The organism is Natronomonas salina, assembly GCF_013391105.1.
GTDB classification, from domain to species: Archaea; Halobacteriota; Halobacteria; order Halobacteriales; family Haloarculaceae; genus Natronomonas; species Natronomonas salina.
Window position 1 is genome coordinate 2515276 of sequence record NZ_CP058335.1, and the last position, 24597, is coordinate 2539872.

Annotated in this window: 25 protein-coding genes; 17 read left to right on the plus strand and 8 right to left on the minus strand. The window is 71.2% G+C overall.

Annotated features, from left to right (window positions below; genetic code table 11):
- The first annotated feature begins 100 nt into the window (after positions 1–100).
- A complete protein-coding gene (locus HWV07_RS13085; RefSeq protein WP_178334729.1) occupies positions 101–250 on the plus strand; it encodes a hypothetical protein in 150 nt (49 codons plus the stop codon).
- Positions 251–266: 16 nt separating this feature from the next.
- Here the strand turns inward: HWV07_RS13085 and mutS are convergent, their stop codons facing one another.
- Positions 267–2906, minus strand: a complete 2640-nt coding sequence (mutS, locus tag HWV07_RS13090; protein WP_178334730.1) for a DNA mismatch repair protein MutS — start codon at positions 2904–2906, stop codon at positions 267–269.
- 99 nt (positions 2907–3005) lie between these two features.
- Between mutS and HWV07_RS13095 the strand changes: the two genes are divergently transcribed.
- The 3 genes from HWV07_RS13095 (at position 3006) to HWV07_RS13105 (ending at position 4541) form a co-directional block, all read left to right on the plus strand.
- On the plus strand, positions 3006–3284 hold the full coding sequence (locus tag HWV07_RS13095) for a hypothetical protein (RefSeq protein WP_178334731.1): 279 nt from the start codon (positions 3006–3008) through the stop codon (positions 3282–3284).
- 118 nt (positions 3285–3402) lie between these two features.
- Positions 3403–3978 carry a magnesium transporter gene (locus HWV07_RS13100; RefSeq protein ID WP_178334732.1) on the plus strand — a complete coding sequence of 192 codons (576 nt, stop codon included), beginning with the start codon at positions 3403–3405 and terminating at the stop codon, positions 3976–3978.
- A gap of 47 nt (positions 3979–4025) precedes the next feature.
- Positions 4026–4541, plus strand: a complete 516-nt coding sequence (locus tag HWV07_RS13105) for a magnesium transporter (RefSeq protein ID WP_178336067.1) — start codon at positions 4026–4028, stop codon at positions 4539–4541.
- A gap of 33 nt (positions 4542–4574) precedes the next feature.
- Here the strand turns inward: HWV07_RS13105 and HWV07_RS13110 are convergent, their stop codons facing one another.
- Complete coding sequence (locus tag HWV07_RS13110) at positions 4575–5774, minus strand: potassium channel family protein (protein WP_178334733.1); 1200 nt, start codon at positions 5772–5774, stop codon at positions 4575–4577.
- 99 nt (positions 5775–5873) lie between these two features.
- On the opposite strand from HWV07_RS13110, the gene HWV07_RS13115 reads away from it, so the two are divergent.
- The 6 genes from HWV07_RS13115 (at position 5874) to HWV07_RS13140 (ending at position 9381) form a co-directional block, all read left to right on the plus strand.
- A complete protein-coding gene (locus HWV07_RS13115; RefSeq protein ID WP_178334734.1) occupies positions 5874–6698 on the plus strand; it encodes a CehA/McbA family metallohydrolase in 825 nt (274 codons plus the stop codon).
- A gap of 39 nt (positions 6699–6737) precedes the next feature.
- A complete protein-coding gene (locus tag HWV07_RS13120; RefSeq protein WP_178334735.1) occupies positions 6738–6908 on the plus strand; it encodes a hypothetical protein in 171 nt (56 codons plus the stop codon).
- The gene (gene corA, locus HWV07_RS13125) at positions 6905–7885 is read left to right on the plus strand and encodes a magnesium/cobalt transporter CorA (RefSeq protein WP_178334736.1); all 981 of its coding nucleotides are present in this window, start codon (positions 6905–6907) and stop codon (positions 7883–7885) included. Before HWV07_RS13120 ends, corA begins: the two co-directional genes overlap by 4 nt.
- Positions 7886–7979: 94 nt before the next feature.
- Positions 7980–8447: a DoxX family protein gene (locus HWV07_RS13130; RefSeq protein ID WP_178334737.1), complete on the plus strand. Its 468-nt coding sequence runs from the start codon at positions 7980–7982 to the stop codon at positions 8445–8447.
- A gap of 84 nt (positions 8448–8531) precedes the next feature.
- A complete protein-coding gene (locus HWV07_RS13135) occupies positions 8532–9164 on the plus strand; it encodes a DsbA family oxidoreductase (protein WP_178334738.1) in 633 nt (210 codons plus the stop codon).
- A gap of 70 nt (positions 9165–9234) precedes the next feature.
- Complete coding sequence (locus HWV07_RS13140) at positions 9235–9381, plus strand: DUF7331 family protein (protein ID WP_178334739.1); 147 nt, start codon at positions 9235–9237, stop codon at positions 9379–9381.
- Here the strand turns inward: HWV07_RS13140 and HWV07_RS13145 are convergent.
- On the minus strand, positions 9378–10295 hold the full coding sequence (locus HWV07_RS13145; RefSeq protein ID WP_178334740.1) for an oxidoreductase: 918 nt from the start codon (positions 10293–10295) through the stop codon (positions 9378–9380). The two genes, HWV07_RS13140 and HWV07_RS13145, sit on opposite strands and share 4 nt — an antisense overlap.
- An 80-nt stretch (positions 10296–10375) precedes the next feature.
- On the opposite strand from HWV07_RS13145, the gene HWV07_RS13150 reads away from it, so the two are divergent.
- Together HWV07_RS13150 and HWV07_RS13155 are read left to right on the plus strand one after the other, a co-directional pair.
- Positions 10376–11113: an ABC transporter ATP-binding protein gene (locus tag HWV07_RS13150; RefSeq protein ID WP_178334741.1), complete on the plus strand. Its 738-nt coding sequence runs from the start codon at positions 10376–10378 to the stop codon at positions 11111–11113.
- Positions 11110–12540: a hypothetical protein gene (locus HWV07_RS13155; protein ID WP_178334742.1), complete on the plus strand. Its 1431-nt coding sequence runs from the start codon at positions 11110–11112 to the stop codon at positions 12538–12540. Before HWV07_RS13150 ends, HWV07_RS13155 begins: the two co-directional genes overlap by 4 nt.
- A gap of 69 nt (positions 12541–12609) precedes the next feature.
- On the opposite strand, the gene HWV07_RS13160 is transcribed toward HWV07_RS13155, so the two are convergent.
- Positions 12610–13653: a PrsW family intramembrane metalloprotease gene (locus tag HWV07_RS13160; RefSeq protein WP_178334743.1), complete on the minus strand. Its 1044-nt coding sequence runs from the start codon at positions 13651–13653 to the stop codon at positions 12610–12612.
- A 130-nt stretch (positions 13654–13783) separates the two neighbouring features.
- Here HWV07_RS13160 and HWV07_RS13165 point away from each other — a divergent pair, with 130 nt between their 5' ends.
- Together HWV07_RS13165 and HWV07_RS13170 are read left to right on the plus strand one after the other, a co-directional pair.
- Positions 13784–14158 (plus strand): DUF7532 family protein, encoded by a 375-nt coding sequence (locus HWV07_RS13165; RefSeq protein ID WP_178334744.1) that lies wholly within the window; start codon positions 13784–13786, stop codon positions 14156–14158.
- Positions 14155–15525, plus strand: a complete 1371-nt coding sequence (locus HWV07_RS13170) for a ribonuclease FAU-1 family protein (RefSeq protein ID WP_178334745.1) — start codon at positions 14155–14157, stop codon at positions 15523–15525. Before HWV07_RS13165 ends, HWV07_RS13170 begins: the two co-directional genes overlap by 4 nt.
- Here HWV07_RS13170 and HWV07_RS13175 read toward each other — a convergent pair.
- Positions 15505–16920 carry an LVIVD repeat-containing protein gene (locus HWV07_RS13175; RefSeq protein WP_178334746.1) on the minus strand — a complete coding sequence of 472 codons (1416 nt, stop codon included), beginning with the start codon at positions 16918–16920 and terminating at the stop codon, positions 15505–15507. The two genes, HWV07_RS13170 and HWV07_RS13175, sit on opposite strands and share 21 nt — an antisense overlap.
- Before the next feature lie 92 nt (positions 16921–17012).
- A complete protein-coding gene (locus HWV07_RS13180; protein ID WP_178334747.1) occupies positions 17013–17996 on the minus strand; it encodes an LLM class flavin-dependent oxidoreductase in 984 nt (327 codons plus the stop codon).
- Positions 17997–18090: 94 nt separating this feature from the next.
- Here HWV07_RS13180 and HWV07_RS13185 point away from each other — a divergent pair, with 94 nt between their 5' ends.
- The 3 genes from HWV07_RS13185 to uvrA all read left to right on the plus strand — a co-directional run bounded on the left by HWV07_RS13185 (position 18091) and on the right by uvrA (position 22935).
- Positions 18091–18828, plus strand: a complete 738-nt coding sequence (locus tag HWV07_RS13185) for an SDR family oxidoreductase (protein ID WP_178334748.1) — start codon at positions 18091–18093, stop codon at positions 18826–18828.
- A gap of 99 nt (positions 18829–18927) precedes the next feature.
- Positions 18928–19899: a DUF7261 family protein gene (locus HWV07_RS13190; protein ID WP_178334749.1), complete on the plus strand. Its 972-nt coding sequence runs from the start codon at positions 18928–18930 to the stop codon at positions 19897–19899.
- 90 nt (positions 19900–19989) lie between these two features.
- Positions 19990–22935 (plus strand): excinuclease ABC subunit UvrA, encoded by a 2946-nt coding sequence (gene uvrA, locus HWV07_RS13195; RefSeq protein WP_178334750.1) that lies wholly within the window; start codon positions 19990–19992, stop codon positions 22933–22935.
- A gap of 352 nt (positions 22936–23287) precedes the next feature.
- Here the strand turns inward: uvrA and HWV07_RS13200 are convergent, their stop codons facing one another.
- Together HWV07_RS13200 and HWV07_RS13205 are read right to left on the minus strand one after the other, a co-directional pair.
- Positions 23288–24256 carry a lysylphosphatidylglycerol synthase transmembrane domain-containing protein gene (locus tag HWV07_RS13200; protein WP_178334751.1) on the minus strand — a complete coding sequence of 323 codons (969 nt, stop codon included), beginning with the start codon at positions 24254–24256 and terminating at the stop codon, positions 23288–23290.
- A gap of 149 nt (positions 24257–24405) precedes the next feature.
- Positions 24406–24555, minus strand: a complete 150-nt coding sequence (locus HWV07_RS13205; protein ID WP_178334752.1) for a hypothetical protein — start codon at positions 24553–24555, stop codon at positions 24406–24408.
- Positions 24556–24597 lie beyond the last annotated feature (42 nt).

Consider the following 24597-nt stretch of genomic DNA (forward strand, 5'->3'; position numbering starts at 1 on the left):
ACCGCCCGAAGGGCCGGCGAACGTCAAATAACGCCTCCTATAGCCTGCAGAACGCTGTAATCGATGGTGGGTGCAGGGACGCCCACGGGGATACTCGACGATGGAGAGGGACCGAATCGACGCGATTCTCGACCGACTGGAGGGACTACTCGACGAGATCGACGAGCCCGAGCAGCGGAAGGAGCTCCGCGAGATCCAGCAGCTAGTCATCGGCGTCAGGGAGAACTGCGCGCCCGACGAGGAGGGCTGACGGAGGACCGACCCCGCTACTCAACGCGACTCTGCAGCCGGGACAGGAGGTTCAGCGCCTCCAGCGGCGTCGTGTCCGCCAGGTCGACCGCCCGCAGCTCCGCGAGCAGTTCCTCCGGCAGTTCGCCGCCGTCGGTCGAGGCGGTCCCGGCCGTCGGGTCCGCGGCCGGCGTAGCCGGCGAGTCGCTCGTCGTCGTGTCTTCGAGGGCGGTCGCGCGGTCGAGCGCCGACCCCTCGCCCACCTCCGCGTCCAGCAGCGCCTCGGCGCGCTGGACGACGGGCGCCGGGACGCCGGCGACGTTCGCGACCTCGACGCCGTAGGAGGCCGTCGCGGCCCCCTCCCGAAGGTCGTGCTCGAAGGTCACGCCGTCCGGGCCGCGCTCGGCCGCGAAGTGGTAGTTCCTGGCCCGCGGGAGGTCTTCGGCCACGTCGGTCAGTTCGTGGTGGTGGGTCGCGAACAGCGTGTAGGCGCCGACCTCGTCGTGGAGGTACTCGGTGGCCGCCTGCGCGATGGCGTAGCCGTCCCGCGTCGAGGTGCCGCGGCCGACCTCGTCGAGCACCACGAGGGAGTCCTCGTCGGCGTCCTCGAGGATGGTCGCCAGCTCCGTCATCTCGACCATGAACGTCGAGCGACCGCCGGCGATGTCGTCGGAGGCGCCGACGCGGGTGAACACCCGATCGACCACGGGGAGGGCGGCGCTTCGGGCGGGGACGAAGCTCCCGACCTGCGCCATTACGCAGAGCAGCGCGACCTGCCGCATGTACGTCGACTTCCCGGACATGTTGGGGCCCGTGACGACCGCCATCGGGCGCTCCCGCGGCAGGTCGGTCGGGTTCGGGACGAACGCCTCCTCGGTGCGCTCGACGACCGGGTGGCGGCCGCCTTCGACGTCGATGCCCTCGCAGCCGACCGCGGGCCGGCAGTAGTCGTACTGGGCGGCGACGGTCGCCAGGGCGCAGAGAGCGTCCAGTTCCGAGACGGCCGCGGCGGTCTCCTGGATGCGCTCGGTCTCCTCGGCGACCTCGCCGCGGACCTCCCGGAACCGCTCGTACTCGAGGTCGTCGGCGCGGTCCTCCGCGCGGATGATCTCGTCCTCGCGCTCCTTCAGCTCCGGCGTGTAGAACCGCTCGGAGTTCTTCAGCGTCTGGCGGCGCTGGTAGTCGTCGGGCACCGAATCGAGGTTCGGGTTCGTCACCTCGATGTAGTAGCCGTGGACGGAGTTGTGGCCGACCTTCAGCGAGTCGACGCCGGTCCGCTCGCGCTCCTGCTGTTCGAGGTCGTCGATCCAGGCCTTGCCCTCGCGCTCGGTGGTCCGGAGCTCGTCGAGCTCCTCGTCGAAGCCCTCGCTGATGACGCCGCCCTCGGTGATCTCGACGGGCGGGGACTCCGCGATGGCCCGGTCGATCAGCTCCCGGACGTCGGGGCAGTCGTCGAGGCGGTCGTGGACGGCCGCGAGCTTCTCGCTGTCGTCGGTCGAGTCGGCGATGCACTCCCGGAGGGCCGGCACCACGGAGAGGGTCGACTCCAGGGCCCGGAGGTCGCGGGCGTCGGCGCGGCCGCGTGAGACCCGGGCGACGAGCCGCTCGAGGTCGTAGACGTCCGCCAGCCGCTCGAGGGCGCGCTCGCGGTCGCCGACCGACCGCACGAGGGCCTCGACGGCGTCCAGCCGCGCCTCGATGCGGTCGGTGTCGAGCAGCGGCCGGCGGATCCAGTCGCGCAGTCGACGGCCGCCCAGCGCCGAGGCCGTCTCGTCGAGCGTCTCGACCAGCGCGGCGCCCTCGAGGCCGTGGACGTGCCGCGGCTCGAAGACCTCCAGGGAGCGCAGCGCCACCGCGTCCAGCAGCATGTACTCCCGCGGGTCGTAGCGCGTCAGGTGGTTGAGGTAGTCCAGCTGTTCGATCTCGCCGTCCGTGGTCCCGCCGCGGGCGTACTCGGCGTAGGCGAGCAGCGCGCCGCAGGCCCGCACCTCGGCGTCGCTGGCCAGCGGCGTCGCCCCGAAGTAGCTCTCGACCTTCTCGCGGGCGGTCTCGAGGTCGAAGGCCGACCGCTCGTACGGCGTCACCATGCAGCCCGACGCGAACGGCTCGGTGGGCGCGTCGGGGCCGACGACGGCCTCCGAGGGGTCGAACCGCTCGAGTTCGTCGGCGACGGCCTCCTGGCGGTCGAGCCGCGTCGCGTAGAAGTCGCCCGTCGAGACGTCGAGCAGCGCGAGGCCGTACCCCTCCGTCAGGCACGCGACGAAGTTGTTGTCGGCGTCCTCCAGCAGTTCCGTCTCCGTCAGCGTGCCGGGCGTGACCACCCGCGTCACGGCGCGGTCGACCAGCCCGGACGTCTCGTCGGGGTCCTGGACCTGGTCGGCGACGGCGACCCGGTAGCCGGCCTCCAGCAGCGTCTCGATGTACGACTCGGCGTTGTCGATCGGGATGCCGGCCATCGGGTACGTGCCGGTCGAGTCCTCCCGCTGGGTGAGCGTGATCTCGAGGACCCGCGCGGTCGCCTCGGCGGCCTCACAGAAGGTCTCGTAGAAGTCCCCGACCTGGAACAGCACGAGCGCGTCGTCGTAGCGCTCGCAGAGCTCCAGGTACTGCGACAGCATCGGCGTGAGTTCCTCGGCCCTCTCGGCCATCGCGGGCGGCGGCCCCAGCGCCTCGTCCATATCCCGAGGTGCATCTCGGCGGCCAAATACTCACCGGACGGCGGGGTTCCGCCGACGGGAGGCGGCGGATTATTTATCGTTGCCGCGGAAGCCTCCGCCATGGCCGACGACGAACCGAGACCCCTCCTCGACCCGCGTCTCTTCGCCCCCAGCGAGTTCCTCGGCGAAGACATGGAGCACAACGTCGACGTCACCGGCGACACGAGCATCGAGGTCACCCACGACCTCGACCTCGACCTGCCGGTCCGGCGGATCGAGATCGGCGCCCTCGCCTTCGCGGTCCTGGTCGTCGCCCTCGGGCTGTTGACCCCCGTCGGGCCGACCGTCCAGCTCGCCGCCGCCCTTGGCGCCGTGCTGGTCGCCGACCTGCTCCTCTGAACGGCCGGGGCGTGCCGCGGGCTGCTTGCGCGACCGCCACCGCGATCGCTACTGCGACCGCCGCCCGCGACGGGCGCGGCCCGCGGCTTTTATGACTCGACCGCCTCACTGCAACCGTATGGACGCCCGCCGCGAGGTCTGGCGCATCTACCGGGAGTCCATCGGCATCCTCGGGGTGAGCCTCCTCGGCGGGCTGTTCGCCGGGACCGTCCTCGGGAGCGGGCCGATGCGGGAGGCCTTCGTCCAGTTCCCGGGGCTCCTGTTGCTCCTGCCGGCGTTCCTCGCCACCCGCGGCAACGTCTACGGCGCCTTCGGCGCGCGCATCTCCTCTGGGCTCCACCAGGGGCTCATCGACCCCGAGTTCGAGTGGGACGACCGGCTCGCCAACGCCGTCGTCGCCTCCTTCGTCAACGGCATCGGCATCTCGGTGCTCATCGGGGCCCTCTCGTGGGCCATCCTGCAGGCGCTCGGCCGGGAGTCCGCCCGGCTGGTCGAACTGGTCGGCATCACCTTCGTCTCGGGCGTGCTGACGTCCGTCGTCCTCGTCTTCGGGCTGCTGATACTCGTCTTCGGCAGCTACGAACTCGGGCTCGACCCCGACAACCTCGTCGGCCCGCTGGTCACCACGCTCGGCGACGTCTTCGGCGTCTGCTTCCTCTACGTCGCCGTCGTCGTGGTCGGGGTGGTACTGTGAGCGGCAGCGACCTCGGCTCCTGGCGCACGCGCCACATCGTCGCGACGATGTTCCCGCTGCTCATCGCGCTGTCGGTCCTCGAGATGGGGTCGGGCTACGTCCTCGAGTCCCTGGAGGAGACGTACCTCGCCAACCCGACGCTCCTGACGCTCGTCCCCGTCATGATCGGGATGGGCGGCAACCTCGGGGCCATCCTCTCCTCGCGGCTCTCGACGCGGCTCCACCTCGGGACCCTCGAGTTCGACCCCCGGAACCGCGTGCTGCTGACGAACGTCGCGGCCATCCTGCTGCTGGCGGCGACCGTCTTCACCGCCCTCGGCGTCGCCGCGTGGCTCGTCGGACAGGTCTTCGCCCACCCCATGGCGTTCTCGGACCTGCTGGTCATCTCGCTGGTCAGCGGGATGCTGCTGGCCGGATTGGCAGTGCTGCTGTCGGTCGGCGCGACGTGGGTCTCCTACCGGAAGGAGCTGGACCCCGACGACACCACCATCCCCGTCGTCACGAACGTCTGCGACATCTGTGGGGTCATCATCCTCTCCGGCGTCGCCGCGGTCGTGCTGTAGGCGCGCCGACGCGAGGGGGAACGAGTAGACGGCTCAGGTCGCCAGCGCCTCGAACTCGCCGGCGGAGGTGCGCGTGCCCTTCGAGATGATGACGTCGCCCGCCTGGAGCGTGACGTCGGCGTCCGGCGCCAAAAGCCAGTCGTCGCCGCGGCGGATCGCCAGGACGTTCAGGCCGATTTCCGGCTCCGGCACGCCGTCGGCGACCTGCTCGCCGTCGAGGCGGCTGCCCTCGCCGACGACGACCCGCGTGATGATCTCGTCGGACTCCTGGACGGCGAGTTCGACGACCGGGTGGACCGACAGCCCCCGGAGGACGCCCTCGGTGATGTCGAGGGCGGCGTCGCTGATGACCTCCGTCGAGACGCCGAGGTGGATGAGCCCCCGGAGGGCGACGGGGTCGTCGGCGTCGGCCGCGGCCTGCAGCAGCCACGCCTCGAAGCGCGAGCGGAGGGCGTCGACCTCGACCTCGAGGTTCCGGACCTCCTCGGCGAGGTCGTGGTTGTCGAAGAGGATGCTGCCGTAGGCGAGGTCGACCGCCAGCTCCGAGAGGTTCTTCATCAGGACGATCGAGTCGACGGCCCGCTCGAGGTCGTCGACCTCCGGCTCGGGCGGGTCGGGCGCCTCGTAGGGCTCGTCGGTCGCCCGCTCGTAGACGGCGTCGATGGTCTGCTCGGGGCCGCGGAGGATGAGCCGGTCGTCGGCCCGGATGACCGTCTCCGGCCCGGGGTTGAGGATCCAGTCGTCGCCGCGGTGGATGGCGAGGACGCGGACGCCGGTCTCGCTCTCGAGGTTGATGTCGAGCAGCGTCCGGTCGACGTACGGGGACTGGGCGTCGACCGTCCCGCGGACCAGCGTCTCGACGGCCTCCGGCAGCGCCGCCCGCATCGCCTCCGGCAGCCCGATGTCCTCGAGGACGATCTTCGCGATGTCGCCGGCGGCGTCGCTGATGCGGTCGGCGCCCGCCGCCAGCCCCAGGACGGGGGCCAGCGCCTCCACCTCGTCGGGGTTGCGCGCGGCCATCATGAGGCTCATCCGCGCGCGCATCTGGAGGACGTCCATCTTCTCCTCGAGGGCGAGGACCTCCCAGGCGACGTCCTCGCTGCCGTGCAGCACCGCCGAGTACGCGAGGTCGATCAGCAGCTCCGAGGTGTCCTTCATCTCGACGAGGAGGTCCTTGACGCTGATCGGCTCGTAGTCCAGCGCCTCCGGTGCCTCGCCCTCGAAGCCGGCCATACGCCGACCCATACGCACCGCCTCACAAAAGGCTTGCCGGGCCCGCCACGGACCGAGCCCCCCGGGTCGCTTTTATCTGCAGCCGCCGAACGACGGACGATGAGCGGTCCGACGCGCCTCGAGGTGGACCTGCACGTCCACAGCGAGGCGTCCTACGACGGGCACGAGCCGATCGAACTGATACTGGAACACGCGGCGGACATCGGCCTCGACGCGGTCGTGATCACCGACCACGACACCCTCGAGGCGTCCGTCGAGGCCGCGGAGCTGGCTCCCGACTACGGCCTCGTCGGCATCCCCGGCGTCGAGGTCTCGACCGCCGACGGCCACCTGCTCGGCATCGGCGTCGAGGAGATGCCGCCGACGGGCCGCCCGATGGAGGAGACGGTCGCCGCCGTCCGGGCGCAGGGCGGCGTCGCGGTCGTCCCCCACCCCTTCCAGCGCACGCGCCACGGCGTCCGGAAGCGCCGGCTCAAGGCGGTCGACCCCGACGCCATCGAGACGTTCAACGCCTGGCTGTTCACCGGCTACCGGAACCGGCGGGCCCGCCAGTACGCCGCCCGCTACGGCTACCCCGGCGTCGGCGGCAGCGACGCCCACTCGCTGCTGACGGTCGGCCGCGCCTACACCGAGGTCACGGTCGACGCGCCGATCGCCGAGGTCGACGCCGCGGACGTCGTCGACGCGATCCGGGCCGGCGACACCGACATCCGGGGCCACCGCGCCTCGGTCCGGCGCTCGGCGGGCCACTACGCGAAGGCCGCCGGCAGGAAGGCCGCCTGGGGCGTCGAGACCGCCGCCCGGAAGAGCGGCTACGGCGCGATGGTCGCCGCGAAGCACGGGGGCGGCGGGGCCTCGACCGTCCTCCGGAAGGGCGGCTACGGCGCCCGGCGCGTCGCGGCCGGCGCGCTCCCGTTCGTCTAGCCGGCAAACGCTTTTGAGCGGCGCCCGCGACTCGGAGGTATGGATCGGCTGTTGCTGGCGGCCGGCGCGGCCGCGCTCTGCGCCGGCGCGGTCGGCTACGCCGCGGGGGTGTTCGTGGCCTACCCGGGCCGGTCGTTCTCCGTGACGGCGTTCATGCTCGGCCTGGCGCTGGTCGTCGTCGGGCGGACGGCCCGGGAGGCGAACCCGTGACCCTCCGGGCCGTCGTCTACCGCGAGGACGGGACAGCCGAGTACGACGACCTCGCCGCCGCGAAGGCCGCCGACGGGACGACCTGGGTGCGGGCCTCGACGGCGACCGACGCCGAGGTCGACGCCGTCGCCGACGCCTTCGATATCCACCGCCTCGCCATCGAGGACGTCGTCAAGGGCGTGCGACCGAAGACCGAGGAGTTCTCGAAGTACACGTTCGTGCTCGTGAAGTCGGCCGAGCTGACCCGCGGGGAGACCCGCTTCGACGAGGAGATCATCGAGGAGTCCGTCGGCGTCTTCGTCGGCTCGGACTGGATCGTCTCGATGGCGACTGGCGACGACGCGCCCGTCGACCGCGTCTGGTCGGCCGTCGTTCGCGGCGACGAGCGCCTCCTCCAGCAGGGCCCGGACTTCACCGCCTACCGCATCGTCGACGTCGTCGTCGACGAGTACTTCTCGCTGCTCGACCACATCAGCGACCAGATCGAGGCCATCGAGGAGGAGGTGCTCGTCAGCACCGACATCGAGACCCTCCAGGCCATCAACGACGTCCGCCGGGACCTGCTGTCGTTCCGGAAGCTCGCCTGGCCGATGCGGGAGTCGCTGTCCGTCCTCGCCCGCGGCGACCCCGCCCACGTCCGGCAGTCCACGGAGAAGTACTTCCGGGACGTCTACGACCACCTCGTCCACGTCGTCGACTTCATCGAGACATACCGCGACCTGGTCGCGGGTACGCGCGACATCTACCTCAACACCCTCCAGCAGTCCAGCAACGAGGTGATGAAGGTGCTGACGGTCATCGCGACGGTCTTCCTGCCGCTGACGTTCGTCGCCGGCGTCTACGGGATGAACTTCGGCGGGAGCCCCTACAACATGCCGGAGCTGACCTGGCGGTTCGGCTACCCCGCGGTGATGGCCGGGATGGCGCTGCTCGGCATCGTGATGGTGTGGGCGTTCCGCCGCGAGGGGTACATCTGAGCGCGCGCCGACCGTGCCGCCGCGCCGCCGTCGGGTCGCCGGCCCTCAAATGCAAGCAGCGCGGGTAAATGCCGGAGGCTCCTCCGTGGGGGTAATGCTCGACCAGTTACGGGAGACGGGATCGCCGTCGGAGGAGCGGACGCTCGGCCCCTCGGAGCGCCGGGACGTCTCGAACGTGGTCTTCGACGCCTCGGCGTTCCAGCTCGGACGCGCCCTGTTCGGCGGCATCCTCGCCTTCCTCGCGATCGACAACCTCCGGAACCTCGAGGAGCGCGTCCAGTACGCCGAGGCGAAGGGCGCCCCGGCCCCCGACCTGACCGTCCCCGGCGTCAGCACCGGGTTGCTGTTCGGCAGCGTCGGCCTGGCGCTGTGGCGGCTCCCGCGGGCGTCGGCGACCGCCGTCGCCGGGTTCTTCCTCGGCGTCACCCCCCTGATGCACGACTTCTGGAACGCCGAGGACGACGCGGAACAGCAGCAGGAGATCATCCAGTTCATGAAGAACGGCGCGCTGTTCGGCGCGGCGCTGGTCTTCCTCCAGCTCGGCCGCGAGCGCGACGAGTAGCGTAGCGACGACAGCCGATCGCGGTGTGCGACACCGCTCGCACAGCCGGCCCGCCCTTTTCACGCTGCGGTCCCCAGTCGAGGTATGAGCGAACCCCAGTCCACGCCGGTGGTCCAGGTCTACGCCGACTACGTCTGCCCGTTCTGCTACCTCGGGTACGCGTCGTTCGACCGCTTCCGGGAGGACCGCGACGACCCGGTCGAGGCCGACTGGCACCCCTTCGACCTCCGGTCGGGCAAGCGGAACGAGGACGGCTCCATCGACCACGCCGTCGACGACGGGAAGGACGAGGACTACTACGAGGAGGCCCGGAAGAACGTCCGGCGGCTGGCCGACGAGTACGACGTGGAGCTGGCACAGGAGCTCCGGAAGGACGTCGACTCCTTCGACGCCCAGCGGGTCGCCTGGCGGGCCCGCGACGACCACCCCGAGGCCTTCGAGGCGTTCCACCGATCGGTCTTCGACGCGCTGTGGGAGGACGGCCGGGACATCGGCGAGCGAGAGGTGCTCGAGGACCTCGCCGCCGAGGCCGGCCTGCCGGACGGGTACGTCGGCGAGGTGCTGGCCGACGAGTCCAGCGAGGCGGCCCTGGAGGACGCCTTCCGCGCGGCCCAGCAGCGCGGCGTCTCCGGGGTCCCGACGTTCGTCGCCGGCGAGCACGCCGCCCGCGGCGCGGTGCCGCCGGAGCAGCTTCGGCGACTGGTCGACGGGACCTGAATCACCGCCCGAGGCGGCCGAGAGACTTTTTGTCCGGAACGGGTACGTGACGGCAAGGCACAGCATGAACATGTCGCTGCTGCACACTGACGGGGCCGACGCCCGGGACGACCGCTACGGGCAGTTCCGGCTCGGCGACGACGGCCTCGTCGTCTACGACCGCGAGAACGCCAGCGCGTGGGTCCGCGTCGCGCCGCCCGCCGCGCTGGAGACCTAGTCGGGGTACTCGACGCCGGTCAGCTCCTCGGAGACCGCCCAGAGCCGCCGCGCCGTCGCCTCGTCGTAGGAGCGGCCGCTGGAGCGCTGGACCTCCGGGTGCCCCCGCATGTTCCGGAACCCGCCCGGCCCGACGTACTCGCCGCCGTCGACCCCCTCGGCCGTCGCCGCGTAGACCATCGGCAGCGCGCCGCGCTCGGCCGGCTGGGCGAACAGCCGGTTGGCGACCGACATCAGCGCCACCCGGAGCCGCGAGCCGCGCTGCTCGGGGCCGCGGCGCTGGAGGTTCGTCGCCGCGTAGCCCGGGTGGCAGCCGACGCTCGTCAGCTCGCCGCCGTAGCGGCGGTCGAGCTCGTAGGCGAACAGCAGGTTCGCGAGCTTGCTCTGGGCGTAGGCGTCCCAGGGGTCGTAGTCGGCCTCGCCGTGGAGGTCCTCGAAGCCCAACTCGCCGTTCGCGTGGAGGCCGCTGCTCTGGGTGACTACCCGCGGGTCCGGCGCCGCGCGGAGCGCCTCCAACAGCAGCCCCGTCAGCGCGAAGTGGCCGAGGTGGTTGACGCCGAACTGCCGCTCGAAGCCGTCCGCGGTCTCGCCGCGGGGCAGCGCCATCACGCCGGCGTTGTTGCAGAGGACGTCGACCCGCTCGTGGTCGGTTGCGACGCCGTCGGCGAAGCGCCGCACCGAGTCGAGGTCGGCGAGGTCCAGCTTCCGGACGTCCAGGTCGGCCCTGGAGACGTCCGCCCGGACCTCCTCGCGGGCCGTCTCGGCGCGGTCGAGGTCCCGGCAGGCCATCACGACCTCGGCGCCCTCGCGGGCGAACAATCGGGTCGCCTCGAGGCCGAGCCCGCTGTTGGCGCCGGTGACGACGACCGTCGCCCCCGAACAGTCCGGCACGTCGTCGGCGGTCCACTTCGACATGGGTGACGGTTGCACCGCCACCGACTAAATACTCGATGTCGCCGCAGGCTATACACCACCCCGCGTCGAACCCGCTTCGAATGGCCGCCATCCAGACGCGCGAACTGTCGAAGCGGTACGGCGAGGTGACGGCGCTGGACTCGCTGTCGCTCACCGTCGACGACGGCGAGTGCTACGGCTTCCTCGGGCCGAACGGCGCCGGGAAGTCGACGACGATCAACATCTTCACCGGACAGCTGGTCCCCGACTCCGGCAGCGTCAGGGTCGCGGAGGTCGACCCCGTCGAGGCGCCCGTCGAGGTCCGCCGCCACGTCGGCGTCCTGCCGGAGAGCGGACGCCCCCCGTCGTTCCTCACCGTCCGCGAGTACTTCGAGTTCGCCGCGGCGACCCGGGAACTCGACGAGTCGACCCTCGAGGACCGTATCGACCGCTGGGCCGAGCGACTGGAGTTCGCCCACAAGCTCGACACCCTCTGTACGGACCTCTCGCAGGGCGAGCGCCAGAAGGTCCTCATCACGCAGGCGTTCCTCCACGAGCCCCGGGTCGTCTTCATCGACGAGCCGCTGACGAACCTCGACCCCATTATGCAGGAGCGGGTCAAGCGGTTCTTCGAGACCTACCGCGAGGCCGGCAACACGCTGTTCCTCTCGACGCACTTCGTCGAGACGGCCGCCGAGGTGTGCACCCAGGTCGGCATCATCAACCGCGGGCGCCTGCTCGAGGAGATCCGACCTCGCGGGATGGACGGCGACGCGCTGCTCGACCGGTTCTTCGCGTCGGTCGAGGACGACGTCGAGGCCGCGGCCCTGACGCGATGACGGGCATCTCGACGCGCTACCTGCTCCGCGTGATGGCCCGCGAGGAGTGGCGGCTCCACAGCCGGCTGTTCGGCGGCGCGCGCTTCGCGCTGTTCCCGGTCTTCGTCGCCGCGGTCGCCGCCGGGACGGCCGCCTTCTTCGCGCTGGCCGAGGCCGACACGGACCTGCTGATCGCCGGGCTCCACCTCGTCGTCGCCGCGCTCGGTCTCCAGGTCGGCACCGTCGGTCTCGTCGGCCGCGACGCCCTCGAGGACCTGCTCGGCGAGACGACGCTGCTGCTGTTCTCGGCGCGGACGCTCCCGCTGGACCCCCGGAAGCTGCTCGTCGCCTTCCTCGTGAAGGACGTCGGCTACTACGCGGGGCTGTTCCTGCTGCCGCTGACCGTCGGGCTCGTCCCGCTGGTCGTCCTGGCCGACGTCCCCGCCACCCGCCTGCCGCTGCTGTTCGGCACCAGCGTCGGGATGTTCGCGGTCGGCGTCGCCGCCAGCTTCGCGCTGGTCGGCGTCCACACGCGCTCCCGGGTCGCGTCGCTGGCCGTCGGGCTCGCCGCCGTCGCCGCGCTCGTCGTCGACGGGGGCCGGGTGCTCTCCCTGACGCCCTACGGCCTGCTCTCGGGCGTTCGGCCCCTGACGGTCGCCGCCAGCGTCCTCCTCCCGGTCGCCCTCGGCGTCGTCGGTGTCGCCGCCTTCCAGTTCGACCGCCGGACGCCCTCCCGGACCGCCGCGAACCGCTTCGGGACGCTCCACCGGAAACTGGGGGCCGTCGACCGGCAGGGGCTCCTCGCCAAGTCGCTGCTCGACGTCGTCCGGTCCTCCGGGGGGCTCTGGAAGGTCGTCTTCTCGCAGGGGCTCGTCTTCGCCGTGCTCGCGGTGCTGCTGGCGTTCCTCCCCGACGTGGTGCCGGTCCGTCCGGAGCCGGGCCTCACCATCGCCGCCGTGCTCGCCCTCGGGTCGTTCACCACCTACAACTGGCTCTGCCAGTTCGACGACACCGAGTTCTACCTCCGGTACCCGGTGACCCTCCGGGCGGTCTTCCGGGCGAAGCTGCTGGGCTTCTGCCTGCTGGCGCTGCCGGCCGGCCTCGCCTTCCTCGCCGTCGGCAGCGTCGTCTTCGGCACCGGGACGATGCTGGTCGGCGTCGCGGTCTTCCCGCCGCTGTGCCTCTACGTCTTCGGCGTCACCGCCTACGTCGCCGGCCTGGAGCCGACCGAACTGCTGTTCGACACGCCCATCTTCGCCGCGTTCACGCTGGCGATGATGGTCGCGCTCATCCCGCTGGTCGTCGCCGCCATCGCGTTCCGGCTCTCGCCGACCGGCCTCGCCGCCGGCAGCGTCGCCTACGCCTGGCTCGCCGGCGGGCTCGGATTCGCCCTCTACCGGTCCGCCGGGTCGCGCTGGGAGCGGACGGTGCTCGCCGACGGCGCGTAGACCGGCGAGGGCCTCGGTCCGTCCCTCGCTCGTCCTCCACCTCGTCCTCCGCTTCTTCACCCTGCCTCGCTACCGGGAGTCGAACTCCGTCAGCTCCGAGTCGTGGTCGACCGCCCGGTCGGGGCCCGCGTGGACCCGGGTGTACGTGCGCCGGTAGCGCCGGATCTTCCGGTAGAGGACGTAGAAGAACAGGCTGTCGTAGACGACGACGAACCCGAAGAACAGCACGAGCAGCGGGACGCCGGGGACGACCAGGGCGACGAGCGCCGGGACGATGCCGACGAGCGTGTTGTACGTCGCGTGGATGAACGCGGCGATGAGCAGCCCCTTCGCGACGATGGGGCCGGCGTTCTCGCGGTTGAACTTCGCGAGCCCGAGGTAGTAGCCGGCGAACGCCGAGTAGATGACGTGGCCCGGGCCGGCGAGGCCGCGGACCGCCGCCAGCTGGCCGCCTGCCTCGACGGTCTCGGAGAACTGGGCGGCGTACGACGCGGCGCTCGCGGCGAGCAGCGACGACGGCGTCTGCAGCCCCTGCGTGATGTAGAGGACGTTCTCGATGGTGGCGAAGCCGAGCCCCGCGACGGCGCCGTAGACGGCGCCGTCGATGACCGAGTCGAACCGGCCGTCCCGGTAGGCGTACAGCCGGACGGCCAGCAGCTTGACGGCCTCCTCGCCGGGGCCGACGACGAGGTAGTAGTAGAGGACGATGCCGACGAGCCCGAGCGCCTGCAGGAACCCGAAGATGGAGTTGACGACGGCGGCGAACCCGGCGAACAGAATCGCGAGGAGGAACGTGGCGGCCAACAGTTGCGGCGGCTCCTTCGTCGTGATGTCGCTGCGGTAGATGTACAGCGCCAGCAGCCCCGCGGGGACGATCGAGAGGACGATCAGCCCGAGGACGAACGGGTCCTCGATGAGGATGGCGCCGGCGCCCCCGGCGAGGATGAGGACGAGGACGAACACCCCGAGGAGGATGACGAGCCACCGGCTGGCCTTCAGGACCCTGCGGTGGGTCTTCACCGCCAGGCGGTCGAGCGCGGTCCGCGGCTCCCACGACGCGACGTCGTAGAGGTCCTCGTCCTCGTCGGCGCGGGCCTCCACCGGGTCTTGCATACCCTGGCGTTCGCCCGGGTTCGCCCTAACGCTTTGGCTCTCCGAACCTCTGTCGCCGGTGAGCCAGCGGTCGACCGGCGAGCGACCCGGAGCCGGGACGCTTTCGGTCCCCGGCGCCGAACCCGGAGGCATGCACTTCGACCAGCGCACCCAGCAGGCGCTCCGCGAGTTCGGCCTCTCGACCGACGACGTCCGCGAGGTGAGCGAGGCGGTCGTCGAGGCCACCGCCGAGGCCGCCGCCGACCTCGAGGCGTTCTTCGCCGACCGAGAGACCGTCTACTCCGACATGGACCTGGCCCACTCCGCCGACGAGTTCCCGGAGCACGACCTGGAGTACGTCGACCTCTACACCCACGCCGACGACCTCCGCGGGTACGTCAAGTTCGACGGGTGGGGCGCCTACGTCGAGGGCGGGCGGGTCCTCTCGGAGGACGTCGTGGAGCTGTCCCTCGGCGAGACCGTCCACGACCGCGTCCGCTTCGCCGCCGACCGCGACGCGCTATGAACGTCCGGGTCCGCGGCATCTACACGACCGCGCTGACCGAACTGCTCCGCGGCGACCACGACGTCGTCCAGGCGTCGCCGCCGATCCGCGAGCGGTTCGACGCCGAGTTCCCGGCCGACGTCGCCGACGCGACCGTCGACACCACCGACGACCGCCAGGGGGTCGGCGTCTCGGGCGAGGAGGGCGCCGTCGCCGCCCTCCGCGAGCGGCTCCGGGGCGTCGGCCGCGACGCCTTCGACTGGGACGACCCCGCGCCGCGCGGCGCCGTCTTCCAGGGCGTCGTGAGCGAGACGCTGGGGTCCGGTGCGGTCGTGGATCTAGGCGAGGCGGAGGGATTCCTCCCGTACAACCGCGTCGACGGCTACGTGAACGAGGGCGACACCTACCGGCTGCAGGTCGCCGGTCCGGAACCGCCGTGGAGCGGCGACCGGCCGTCGTTGGCGACGGACCTGCGCGTCCCGGGCGGCCTCGTGGAGCTCCGGCGCGGGGGCGGCGGGTCGACGAACGAGACGGCGCGGATGGCGGACCTCCTGCCGGTCGACCCGCCGGAGGGGTGGGCGCCGCGGTGGTCCCGGGCGGCCGACGACGCCTCGCTGGACGCGATGGCCGCGGCGCTGGAGCGGGCGGCGGAGCGCGCCGAGGACGTGATGGCGGCCGTCGCGGACTTCGACGCGGACGACGCCCCCGGGCGGGTGGCCGAGCCCCAGTCGGGCGCCTGGATCTGGTTCGGCCGGGAGTGCCGCTTCGAACTCGACGAGCACCGGCGGGCCGTCGAGACGACGATGCCCGGCCACCACCGGACGAAGGCAGCGACCGACGCCGCCAGCGCGGCGGTCGACTTCGCGGAGGCGCTCTGTGAGCCGTCGGGCGAGTTCCCCTTCGACGTGGTCACGCGGCAGTTCGGCCCGCAGCGTGGCGACGACGTCGCCATCGAGCACGGCAAGCCGGACGGTCGCCGCGTCACGCTCGGCCGCGGCGAGGTGACCGAGCGGGACCCGGAGGGGTCGATCGTCGTCGAGCGGGAGATGACCGGCGGCGGCACCTACGACGCCCTGGGCGTCGACCGGCGGGCCGGCGACGTCGCGCGGACGACGTTCGTCGAGGGCCGGTGGTGGTACGCGACCGTCTACGAGGGGAGCGACGGACAGCGCCGCGGCACCTACGTCAACGTCTGCACGCCCGTCGAGATATTCCCGGACTCGGTGCGGTACGTCGACCTCCACGTCGACGTGGTGAAGGGACCGGACGGCGAGGTGCGCCGCGTCGACGACGACGAACTCGACGCGGCGGTCGACGCCGGCCGGATGAGCGAGCCGCTCGCCGAGCGGGCCCGCGAGGTCGCGTCGTCAATCGAGAGCGCGCTCTAGGCGGCGACGGACGGCGGCGCTCGCGGCCGCCCCGAGGCCGACCGCGCCGGCGAGTAGGCCCAGTCCGTTGCCGTCGCCCGCCGTCTCCGTGCCGGCGCCGCGTTCGGACAGGCCGTCGCGGTCCGGGAAGGTGTAGACCGCCGCCGACGCCTCGGGGTCGTCGGCCGAGGGGTCCCGCCAGCTGCTGGCGACCAGGCAGCTCTCGGCGCGCTGGACGGTCCAGAACTCGGTCGTCGCGGAGTCCCGCCAGTGGGCCAGCTCCCGGGGATTCGAGGGGTCGCTGGCGTCGTGGATCTTCACGCCGCCGCGGTACCAGGCGGTGTACAGCGAGTCCTCGAAGAACTCGAAGTTGTGCGGCGTCGTCCAGACGCCGGCGTAGGTCGCGTCCTCGGTCGGCGGCGCCTCGATGTTCGCCAGCCGCTCCTCGCTGGCGGCGTCCCAGATCTCGACGCTCCCGAGGTCGCTCGTCGGTGCGTCCGCCTCGAATCCCCATGCCTCCTCGTTGAGGGCGACCAGGTCGCCGTCGGCGCCGCGCTGCGGCATCGCGAAGTGGTCGTTCCCCGGCAGTCCGAACCGGCCGCGTCGAATCGCTTCGTCGCTCTGGACCGACGCCTGCTCGCCCGGGTCGAGGCCCCGGAGCCCGACGATCGTCGAGGGGTCCGAGGGGTCGGCGACGTCGACGAGCCACGTTCCGGCGTTCCAGTTGGCGACGTGGGCGACGCCGCCCTCGACCCAGACGTCGTGGATCTCCCAGAGTCCGGGGTCGACGTCCGCCCAGCGTTCGTCCTCGTCGAGGACCGACCAGCGGCCCAGTTCCTCGCCGGAGTCGACGTCGACGCAGACCAGCGGGTTCCGGTCGCGGTCGTTGCCGCAGAGGTAGAGCGTCTCGCCGTCGGTGTCGAGGTTGTGGTGGTAGAACGCCGTCTCGTGGGTCAGGACGCGCTCGGGGTCGGCGGGGTCGGAGACGTCGTAGACGACCGCGGCGTTCAGCGCGCCCGCCGTGGGGTTGCCTGGCGCGCCGAGGGCGTAGAGCCCGCCGCCGAACTTGCCGTCGTAGATGTTCCGGAGCGGCCCGTCGGGATGGTCGGCCAGCAGGTCGCGACGCTCCGCCAGGAGCGTCGGGTCGGCCGGGTCCGAGACGTCGACCGTCGCGAAGCCGTCGGTCGCCGCGACGTAGGCGGTGGTGCCGTCGACGACCAGTTCCTTCGCGCCCGCGACGGGCAGTCGGCCGAGCGGTTCGAAGCCGCCGGTGGCGACGTTCGTGTCGTCGCCGCCCCCGCCCCCGTCGTCGGTGGACTCCGGCGTCGGGTGGCCGTGGGCCGCCGCCCGCGCGGCCGCCAGCGAGCCGCCGACCAGCCCCCCGGCGGTCGCCCGCAGCGCGTCGCGTCGTCGCATTGCGCCCGCTACGCCGGTGTGCCGCCTATGGGTTTCGGTCCGGCAGTCGTCGGCGTCGCGGCTCCCCGAGCCGGCGACTGTGACGACGCCGCTCAGGTCCGCGAGGGCGACAGTTCCTCGATGGTCCGGCGGGCGGTCTCGTCGTCCGCGTTGCTGGGGATGGTCACCATCGGGCGGCTGACGCAGTCGATGGCCGCGACCTCGCGGAACTGTTCGCGGGCCTCCTCGGGGGTCCCGGCGACGCCGAGGGCCGCCACCATCTCGTCGGTGACGCGCTCAGCGGCGGCCGACCGGTCGCCGTCACGCCAGGCCTCGGCGACCGCCTCCGCGCCGTCCGGGAACCGCCCGGCGACCGCCCGCTCGTAGCCGCGGCCGTTGCCGACGTAGTAGGCGACGTGGCCGCGGACGACGTCCTTCGCTTCCTCGGGGTCGTCGGCGACGGCCGCGGGCACGTAAGGAGCGACGTCGACGTCGGCGTCGCGGCCGGCCTCGGCCATCTGCTCCTCGATGTACGCGTAGGCGTCCGGGAGGTCCGGGAACGGGACGTTGTGCGGGATCCAGCCGTCGCACAGTCGGGCGACGACGCGGCGGTTGGCCTCCCCGAGGGCGGCGTGGTACACCGGCACGTCGGCGCCGAGCGACGGGAAGTCCCGCACCTCGAAGACCTCGCCGTCGTACTCGACGCGTCCCTCGTCGCCGAGGTAGGCCTTCAGGAGTTCGACGGTCTCGTGGGCGCGCCGGACCGGGTTCGGGTCCGCCCACTCCATGCCGTGGAGGTCCTCGACGGCCTTCTCCGTGGACGTCCCGACACCGATGCGGAACCGCCCGTCGGAGACGTCCTGCAACGTGGCGGCGGTCATCGCCAGTACCGCCGGCGTCCGGGAGAACACGTTGAGGATCGCCGTCCCGAGGTCGATCTCGTCGGTCCGGGCGGCGATGTCCGTCAGCCGGACGACGGAGCTCTGCCCCCAGAGCTCGCCGAGCCAGACGCCGTCGTACTCGAGGTCCTCGGCGCGGACGGCGAGTTCGGTCGCGTCCATCGACGTCACCTGCGGCAACAGCAGATCTGTCGGCATAGGTGTGTTAACGTACGCCGGTCTCAAAACTCCCCGCCCGCCGAGGGCGTTCCGGTGACCGAACAGTGAAGCGGCCCTCCGCCGAACGGCCGGTATGCTCGACCCCGACTGCGAGGGACGCGTCGCGCTCGTCACCGGGAGCGCCCGGGGCATCGGCAAGGCCTACGCGCTCGCGCTCGCGGACGCCGGCGCGGACGTGGTCGTCCACTACAACACCAGCGAGGCGGCCGCGGAGGCGACCGCCGCGGAGGCCCGCGAACGGGGCGTCGACGCGACCGCCGTCGCCGCGGACGTCACCGACCCCGAGGCCGTCGACCATCTCTTCGTGACCGCCGAGGCCGAACTGGGGAGCGTCGACGTCCTCGTCAACAACGTCGGCGACTTCGCGCCCGCCCACTGGAGCGACCTCGCTCTCGAGGAGTGGCAGCGCGTCGTGGACACGAACCTGACGGCGACGATGCTCTGCTCGAAGCGCGCCCTCGGGCCGATGCGCGAGGCAGAGTGGGGCCGCATCGTCAACGTCGGCTACGCCTCCGCCGAGCGCGGCGCCGTCTCCCCGGAGAACTTCCCGTACTTCGTCGCCAAGACGGGCGTGCTCATGTTCACCCGGATGCTCGCCGCCGACACCCAGCACGACGGCATCACCGTCAACGCCATCTCGCCGTACGTCGTCGAGACGAGCGACGCCTTCCCCGACGAGGCGCCCCGGGGCCGCTGGGCAAGCCTCGAGGACCTCGTGCAGGCGCTGCTGTTCTTCGTCGACGAGGACTCCGGGTACATCAGCGGCGAGAACGTCGAGATCGACGGCGGGTGGCTCCCGGAGGACGTCTGATCCGCCGCCCTGCCGCTGCGACCGCAACCGACCCGCACATCCATTATTGAGTCCGCCGTCCCGTTGAAATAGGCAGGGGCGAAAGGGACTGCCAACGGAATGCAGCTACGCTCCGAGGACCGCAGTCGCGGGCAGGTGATCATCGTCGCGGCGCTGGTCATCGCGGCGATATTCGTCGGCCTCGCGCTCGTGCTCAACTCCGGCATCTACGCGGAGAACCTCTCGAGCCGCGAGACGACGGACACCGACGGCGCGCTGTCCTTCACGCTCGCGACGGACGAGACCATCGCCGAGGCCTACGAGCGGACGAACTCGGCCAATGAATCCGACGCCAGCGGCGCCGAAACCACGTTCAACGATACGATGGACAGCTGGGAGTCCGCCCAGCAACGCCGCGGCGCGATGCAGGGGATCGGGATCGACGTGGAGCATACGGCGCACGTCGGGTGGCGGCTGGAGCAGGACTCTAATCGAAACTTCACCTCGAACTCCCGAACGGTCGATTGGAAGCCAGTCGATGGTGCTAGCGGAGTCGGTGCCTTCGCCATGGAGGTCACCCAGAGTGAGTTGTACGATCCGTCTACTCCGAACGACGTGACCAACTCCTTCCGCGTTCGGGTGAGCAATTCGTCCGAGGACTGGGACCTCTACGTCTTCCAGAACGGGACGGACGTCGTCGTCCACTCCGGTGATCCGGCGACGCAATCGGACATGGCTAGCCTCTTCGGCGACGACGGTACCTGCAGGGGGGGCGCAACTTCTGCGGTCGTCAACTTCACTAACGAGTCGCTTGCAGGGGCGAACTGTGATGCCCTGAACTTCTCCGACGATCTCAACGGATCGGTCAGCATCTCCTTCGATAACTCCGAATCCGTAGAAGGTACCTACAACCTCGTCGTCAACGGCTCGAATGCCGTCGACACGACCGATTTCGACGACCCGAATAGCGGCAACCCCACCGCTCAGGCGGTCGTCTACTCGGTCTCCTACGCCAGCCACTACGAGAAGGCCGACATGACTTACGAGCGGCGCGGGACCCACGCGGTACGCGAGGAGACCTACGCTAGCTAACCGGCCCATAGCGGCAGGAAAGCGGTTCGCACGCGCCGGGGGTCTCCGGAACCGACAGGGTTTCCCTCGGCGAGTTCCTGCCCCAGTGTAATGACCGACGACATCGTCGTCCGTGGTGCCTCCGAGCACAATCTGAAGGACATCGACGTGTCCATCCCGCGCGAGGAGTTCACCGTCGTCACGGGGTTATCCGGGTCGGGGAAGTCCTCCCTGGCGTTCGAGACCGTCTACGCCGAGGGGCAGCGCCGCTACATCGAGTCGCTCTCCGCGTACGCCCGCAACTTCCTGGGGCAGATGGACAAGCCGCAGGTCGAGAACGTCGAGGGGCTCTCGCCCGCGATCAGTATCGACCAGAAGAACGCCGCCAACAACCCACGGTCGACGGTGGGGACCGTCACGGAGCTGCACGACTACCTCCGCTTGCTGTACGCGAGGGTGGGGACGCCGCACTGCCCCGAGTGCGGCCGCGAGGTCGGCGAGCAGAGCGCCCAGCAGATGGTCCGCCGGCTGCTCGAACTGCCGGAGGGCACCCGCGCGAAGATCTGTGCGCCGGTCGTCCGCGACCAGAAGGGCGCCTTCGAGGACCGCTTCGAGGAGCTCGTCGGCGAGGGGTACACCCGCGTCGAGGTCGACGGCGAGGAGTACGACCTCTCGATGGAGACGCCGGACCTCGACGAGAACTACGACCACACCATCGACGTCGTCGTCGACCGCGTGAAGCTCAGCGAGGAGTCCCGCTCGCGGATCACCGACTCCGTCGAGATGGCCCTCGAGGAGGCCGACGGCGTCCTGAAGGTCGTCCTGCCGGACCCGACCGACGAGATTCGGGCGGCCGACATCGGCACCGAGTCCCGGCGGACCGGCGACCTCGCCGGCGAGGACGACGGCCGGATCGTCGTCGAGTTCTCCGAGGAACTGGCCTGCACGCACTGCGGCATCGACCTTCCCGAGATCGAGACGCGGTCGTTCTCCTTCAACTCGCCGCACGGCGCCTGCCCGGAGTGTGAGGGTATCGGCGAGACGAAGGAGGTCGACGAGGACCTCGTCGTCCGCGACCCCTCGAAGCCCATCAAGAACGTCTTCGAGCCGTGGAGCTACAACCGGTCGTACTACCGGACGCGGCTCGACAGTGTCGCCGACCACTTCGGCGTCAGCGTCACCACCCCGTTCGAGGAGCTCGACGAGGACGTCCAGGAGCAGTTCCTCTACGGCACGAAGCGGCAGGTCACCTTCGAGCGCCGGACGAAGAACGGCACCCGGCGCAAGCAGAAGCGCTTCGAGGGCGTCATCCCGAACCTCGAGCGCCGCTACGTCGAGACGGATTCGGAGGGCACTCGCGACCACATCGAGAAGTACATGGCGACGACGACCTGCCCGGCCTGCGACGGCACGCGGCTGAAGCCCGAGTCCCGCGCGGTCCTCGTCGCCGACACTGCCATCACCGAGGTCAACCGGCTGTCGATCGGCGACGCCCTCGAGCACTTCGAGGGGCTCAACGCCGACCTCGACGCACGCGAGCGCAAGATCGCCGAGGAGATCCTCAAGGAGATCCGCTCTCGTCTCGGCTTCATGGAGGAGGTCGGCCTCGAGTACCTCACGCTGGATCGGGAGGCCTCGACGCTCTCCGGCGGCGAGAGCCAGCGCATCCGGCTGGCGACGCAGGTCGGCAGCGGCCTCGTCGGCGTCCTCTACGTGCTCGACGAGCCCTCCATCGGGCTCCACCAGCGCGACAACGACAAGCTGCTGGACACCCTCGAGGGCCTCCGCGACCTCGGCAACACGCTCGTCGTCGTCGAGCACGACGAGGAGACGATGTGGCGCGCCGACAACGTCATCGACATGGGCCCCGGCCCCGGCAAGCGCGGCGGCGAGGTCGTCGCCAACGGCGACGTCGAAGCGGTCATGGACACCGAGGGCTCCATCACCGGCGACTACCTCGCCGGCCGCCGGCAGATCCCGGTGCCGAGCCAGCGCCGCGAAGCCGACGGCTACCTCACCGTCCGCGGCGCCCGCCAGCACAACCTCCGGGACCTGGACATCGAGTTCCCGCTGGGCTGCTTCACCGCCATCACCGGCGTCTCCGGCTCCGGGAAGTCGACGCTGCTCCACGAGATCCTCTACAAGGGGCTGGTCCGCCGGATGAACGACACCGACGTCTTCCCCGGCGAGCACGACGACATCGAGGGCATCGACCAGGTCGAGACCGTCCGGCTCATCGACCAGTCGCCCATCGGCCGGACGCCGCGGTCGAACCCCGCGACCTACACCGGCGTCTTCGACCACATCCGGGAGCTGTTCGCCGAGACGAAGCTCTCGAAGCAGCGCGGCTACGAGAAGGGCCGCTTCTCGTTCAACGTCAAGGGCGGCCGCTGTGAGTCCTGCGGCGGACAGGGCACCGTCAAGATCGACATGAACTTCCTCAGCGACGTCTACGTCCCCTGCGAGGAGTGCGAGGGAGAACGCTACAACGACGAGACTCTGGAGGTCACCTACAAGGACGCCACCATCTCCGACGTCCTCGACATGGAGGTCGACGAGGCCTACGACTTCTTCGAGGGCCATCCCGGCATCCGCCGCCGGCTCCAGCTGCTGAAGGACGTCGGCCTCGGTTACATGCGCCTCGGCCAGCCCTCCACCACGCTCTCCGGCGGCGAGGCCCAGCGCGTGAAGCTCGCCGAGGAGCTCGGCAAGAAGGACTCCGGCGACGCGCTCTACCTCCTCGACGAGCCCACCACCGGCCTCCACAGCGAGGACGAGCGGAAGCTCATCGAGGTGCTCCACCGCCTCACCGACGACGGCAACACGGTCGTCGTCGTCGAGCACGAACTCGACCTCGTGAAGAACGCCGACCACATCGTCGACCTCGGCCCCGAGGGCGGCGAACACGGCGGCGCCCTCGTCGCCCAGGGCACCCCCGAGGAGGTCGCCCAGACCGACGAGTCCCACACCGGGCGGTACCTCCGGGACCTGCTGCCCGCCGTCGACCTCGAGGGGCCGCGCGGCGGCGGCCGGACGCAGGCGGCCGGAGACGACTAACGGACCCACTTTTCAGCACCCACTTTTTGCACCTCCTTCGCGAGCGCTCTCCGAGCGCTCGCTCAGTCGGGCATGGGGAAAATATGCGCGCGTGCTCCTTTCGCTCGCTTCGCTCGCTCCAGTCCGCGCGCGCTACGGCGACTCGCTCACTTTGTTCGCTCGTCGCCGAGAACCGCTCGGTCGCTCGTCTCACGCTTCGCTCACCGTTCGACTGTTCGAGGCGTTCGCTCCGCTCACGTGGTTCGAAAGACGGCCTCTGGCCGTCTTTCGTCATCACGAAAGGCACTTCGCGCCTTTCGAACGACCTCGCCACCGCTCGCGCGGATGCTCCGTAGCGGCTCGTTAGCTTTGCTCAGTCCCGTCCAGCAGTGCGGTCGCCTTGACCCTCGCCGCGTCTGTCGGTCGTCGCCGCGAACGCCGCCGCGACGCCGCCGACCAGGAGCAACAGCCAGTACGACCAGAGGCGGTACAGCAGGACCGCGGCGGCGGCGGCTCCCGGGTCGGCGCTCACGAGGAAGACCATCGCGCCCGCAAGGGCGATCTCGTAGCCGCCGAGGCCGCCGGGCAGCGGGAACGCCGTCGTGAGCCCGCTGGCCGGCACGAGGAAGAACGCCAGGAACAGCGGGAGGTCGACGCCGACGGCGCGGGCGGTCGTGTACAGCGGCAGCGAGAAGCAGACCCACCCCAGTAACGTGAACCCGACGGCGGCGGCGAGCGCCCGGCGGTCGCCGGCGACACCGTCCAGGGTCCGGTAGTACCGCTCCAGCGCGGCGTCGATCGAGGCGGCGTCGCTGACCCGCTGGACACGCCCGGAGACGCGCCCGACCGTCGCCGCGAGCAGCCGCGCCAGACCGTGGACCGCCAGGCCCCACCCACCGGCGTCGGTACAGGACGACGGCGACGGCGGCGAGGAGCGTGCTCGCGGCGAGCAGCACCGACGCCACGAGGAGGCGATAGTCGAGCGTCGAGGCGGCCGCGGCGACCCCCGCGGCGCCGAGGATCGCCAGCGACACCGAGCCGGCGAGCGCGATGGCCTCGCCGACGGTGACCACCGCGAACGACCGGTCGTAGCCCATCGCCACCGCGCGGTCGTAGGCGTAGGCGACGATGGCCGGGCCGCCGAGGTGCCCCAGCGGGACGATCTGCTTGGTGAACGCGCCGGCGCCGTAGGCCGCGAACGCCGGGCCGGCCGCGAGGTCGGTCGCGCCAGCGGCGGCGAACAGCCGCCGGTAGGCCTCGCTCCAGAAGACGAGCGCGGCGAGAACCGACGGGGAGCCCGACGGCGAGCACCAGCGGGTCCGCCCCCGAGGCGTACGCCCACACGGCGCCGGGGTCGGTGAGGAAGACGAACGCCCCCAGGACGGCCGCGCTGGCGAGGAACCCGGCCGCGATCCGTCTCATGGCCTGGCTGTGGACGACCGGACGGTTAAGCCCCCGGGTGTCGCCGCCGCTCCGGGCGGCTTCGCGGGGTCACTCCTGGAGCTCCCGCAGGAGCGCCTGCGCCGACGCGACGCCTCGCCGGACCGCCGCTGGAGAGGTCCGCACGTAGTCGAGGACGTAGACGCCACCGACGATCACGGCACCGCCGACGGCGTGGCGGCCGCCGACCGGGATCGGCAAGCCGAACAGGCCGCCGGAGTCGCCCCCATCTGGTCCCGCCCC

What these genes read in the sequence shown, in the direction of transcription:
- HWV07_RS13160 (WP_178334743.1), bottom strand. Translation starts at nt 13,653, where the DNA reads ATGCAAGACCCGGTGGAGGCCCGCGCCGACGAGGACGAGGACCTCTAC.
- uvrA (WP_178334750.1), top strand. Translation starts at nt 19,990, where the DNA reads ATGACCGACGACATCGTCGTCCGTGGTGCCTCCGAGCACAATCTGAAG.
- HWV07_RS13135 (WP_178334738.1), top strand. Translation starts at nt 8,532, where the DNA reads ATGAGCGAACCCCAGTCCACGCCGGTGGTCCAGGTCTACGCCGACTAC.
- HWV07_RS13110 (WP_178334733.1), bottom strand. Translation starts at nt 5,774, where the DNA reads ATGGCCGGCTTCGAGGGCGAGGCACCGGAGGCGCTGGACTACGAGCCG.
- HWV07_RS13130 (WP_178334737.1), top strand. Translation starts at nt 7,980, where the DNA reads ATGCTCGACCAGTTACGGGAGACGGGATCGCCGTCGGAGGAGCGGACG.
- HWV07_RS13085 (WP_178334729.1), top strand. Translation starts at nt 101, where the DNA reads ATGGAGAGGGACCGAATCGACGCGATTCTCGACCGACTGGAGGGACTA.
- HWV07_RS13150 (WP_178334741.1), top strand. Translation starts at nt 10,376, where the DNA reads ATGGCCGCCATCCAGACGCGCGAACTGTCGAAGCGGTACGGCGAGGTG.
- HWV07_RS13105 (WP_178336067.1), top strand. Translation starts at nt 4,026, where the DNA reads ATGTTCCCGCTGCTCATCGCGCTGTCGGTCCTCGAGATGGGGTCGGGC.
- HWV07_RS13165 (WP_178334744.1), top strand. Translation starts at nt 13,784, where the DNA reads ATGCACTTCGACCAGCGCACCCAGCAGGCGCTCCGCGAGTTCGGCCTC.
- HWV07_RS13100 (WP_178334732.1), top strand. Translation starts at nt 3,403, where the DNA reads ATGGACGCCCGCCGCGAGGTCTGGCGCATCTACCGGGAGTCCATCGGC.
- HWV07_RS13180 (WP_178334747.1), bottom strand. Translation starts at nt 17,996, where the DNA reads ATGCCGACAGATCTGCTGTTGCCGCAGGTGACGTCGATGGACGCGACC.
- HWV07_RS13115 (WP_178334734.1), top strand. Translation starts at nt 5,874, where the DNA reads ATGAGCGGTCCGACGCGCCTCGAGGTGGACCTGCACGTCCACAGCGAG.
- HWV07_RS13175 (WP_178334746.1), bottom strand. Translation starts at nt 16,920, where the DNA reads ATGCGACGACGCGACGCGCTGCGGGCGACCGCCGGGGGGCTGGTCGGC.
- HWV07_RS13170 (WP_178334745.1), top strand. Translation starts at nt 14,155, where the DNA reads ATGAACGTCCGGGTCCGCGGCATCTACACGACCGCGCTGACCGAACTG.
- mutS (WP_178334730.1), bottom strand. Translation starts at nt 2,906, where the DNA reads ATGGACGAGGCGCTGGGGCCGCCGCCCGCGATGGCCGAGAGGGCCGAG.
- HWV07_RS13145 (WP_178334740.1), bottom strand. Translation starts at nt 10,295, where the DNA reads ATGTCGAAGTGGACCGCCGACGACGTGCCGGACTGTTCGGGGGCGACG.
- HWV07_RS13120 (WP_178334735.1), top strand. Translation starts at nt 6,738, where the DNA reads ATGGATCGGCTGTTGCTGGCGGCCGGCGCGGCCGCGCTCTGCGCCGGC.
- HWV07_RS13190 (WP_178334749.1), top strand. Translation starts at nt 18,928, where the DNA reads ATGCAGCTACGCTCCGAGGACCGCAGTCGCGGGCAGGTGATCATCGTC.
- HWV07_RS13095 (WP_178334731.1), top strand. Translation starts at nt 3,006, where the DNA reads ATGGCCGACGACGAACCGAGACCCCTCCTCGACCCGCGTCTCTTCGCC.
- HWV07_RS13185 (WP_178334748.1), top strand. Translation starts at nt 18,091, where the DNA reads ATGCTCGACCCCGACTGCGAGGGACGCGTCGCGCTCGTCACCGGGAGC.
- HWV07_RS13155 (WP_178334742.1), top strand. Translation starts at nt 11,110, where the DNA reads ATGACGGGCATCTCGACGCGCTACCTGCTCCGCGTGATGGCCCGCGAG.
- HWV07_RS13140 (WP_178334739.1), top strand. Translation starts at nt 9,235, where the DNA reads ATGTCGCTGCTGCACACTGACGGGGCCGACGCCCGGGACGACCGCTAC.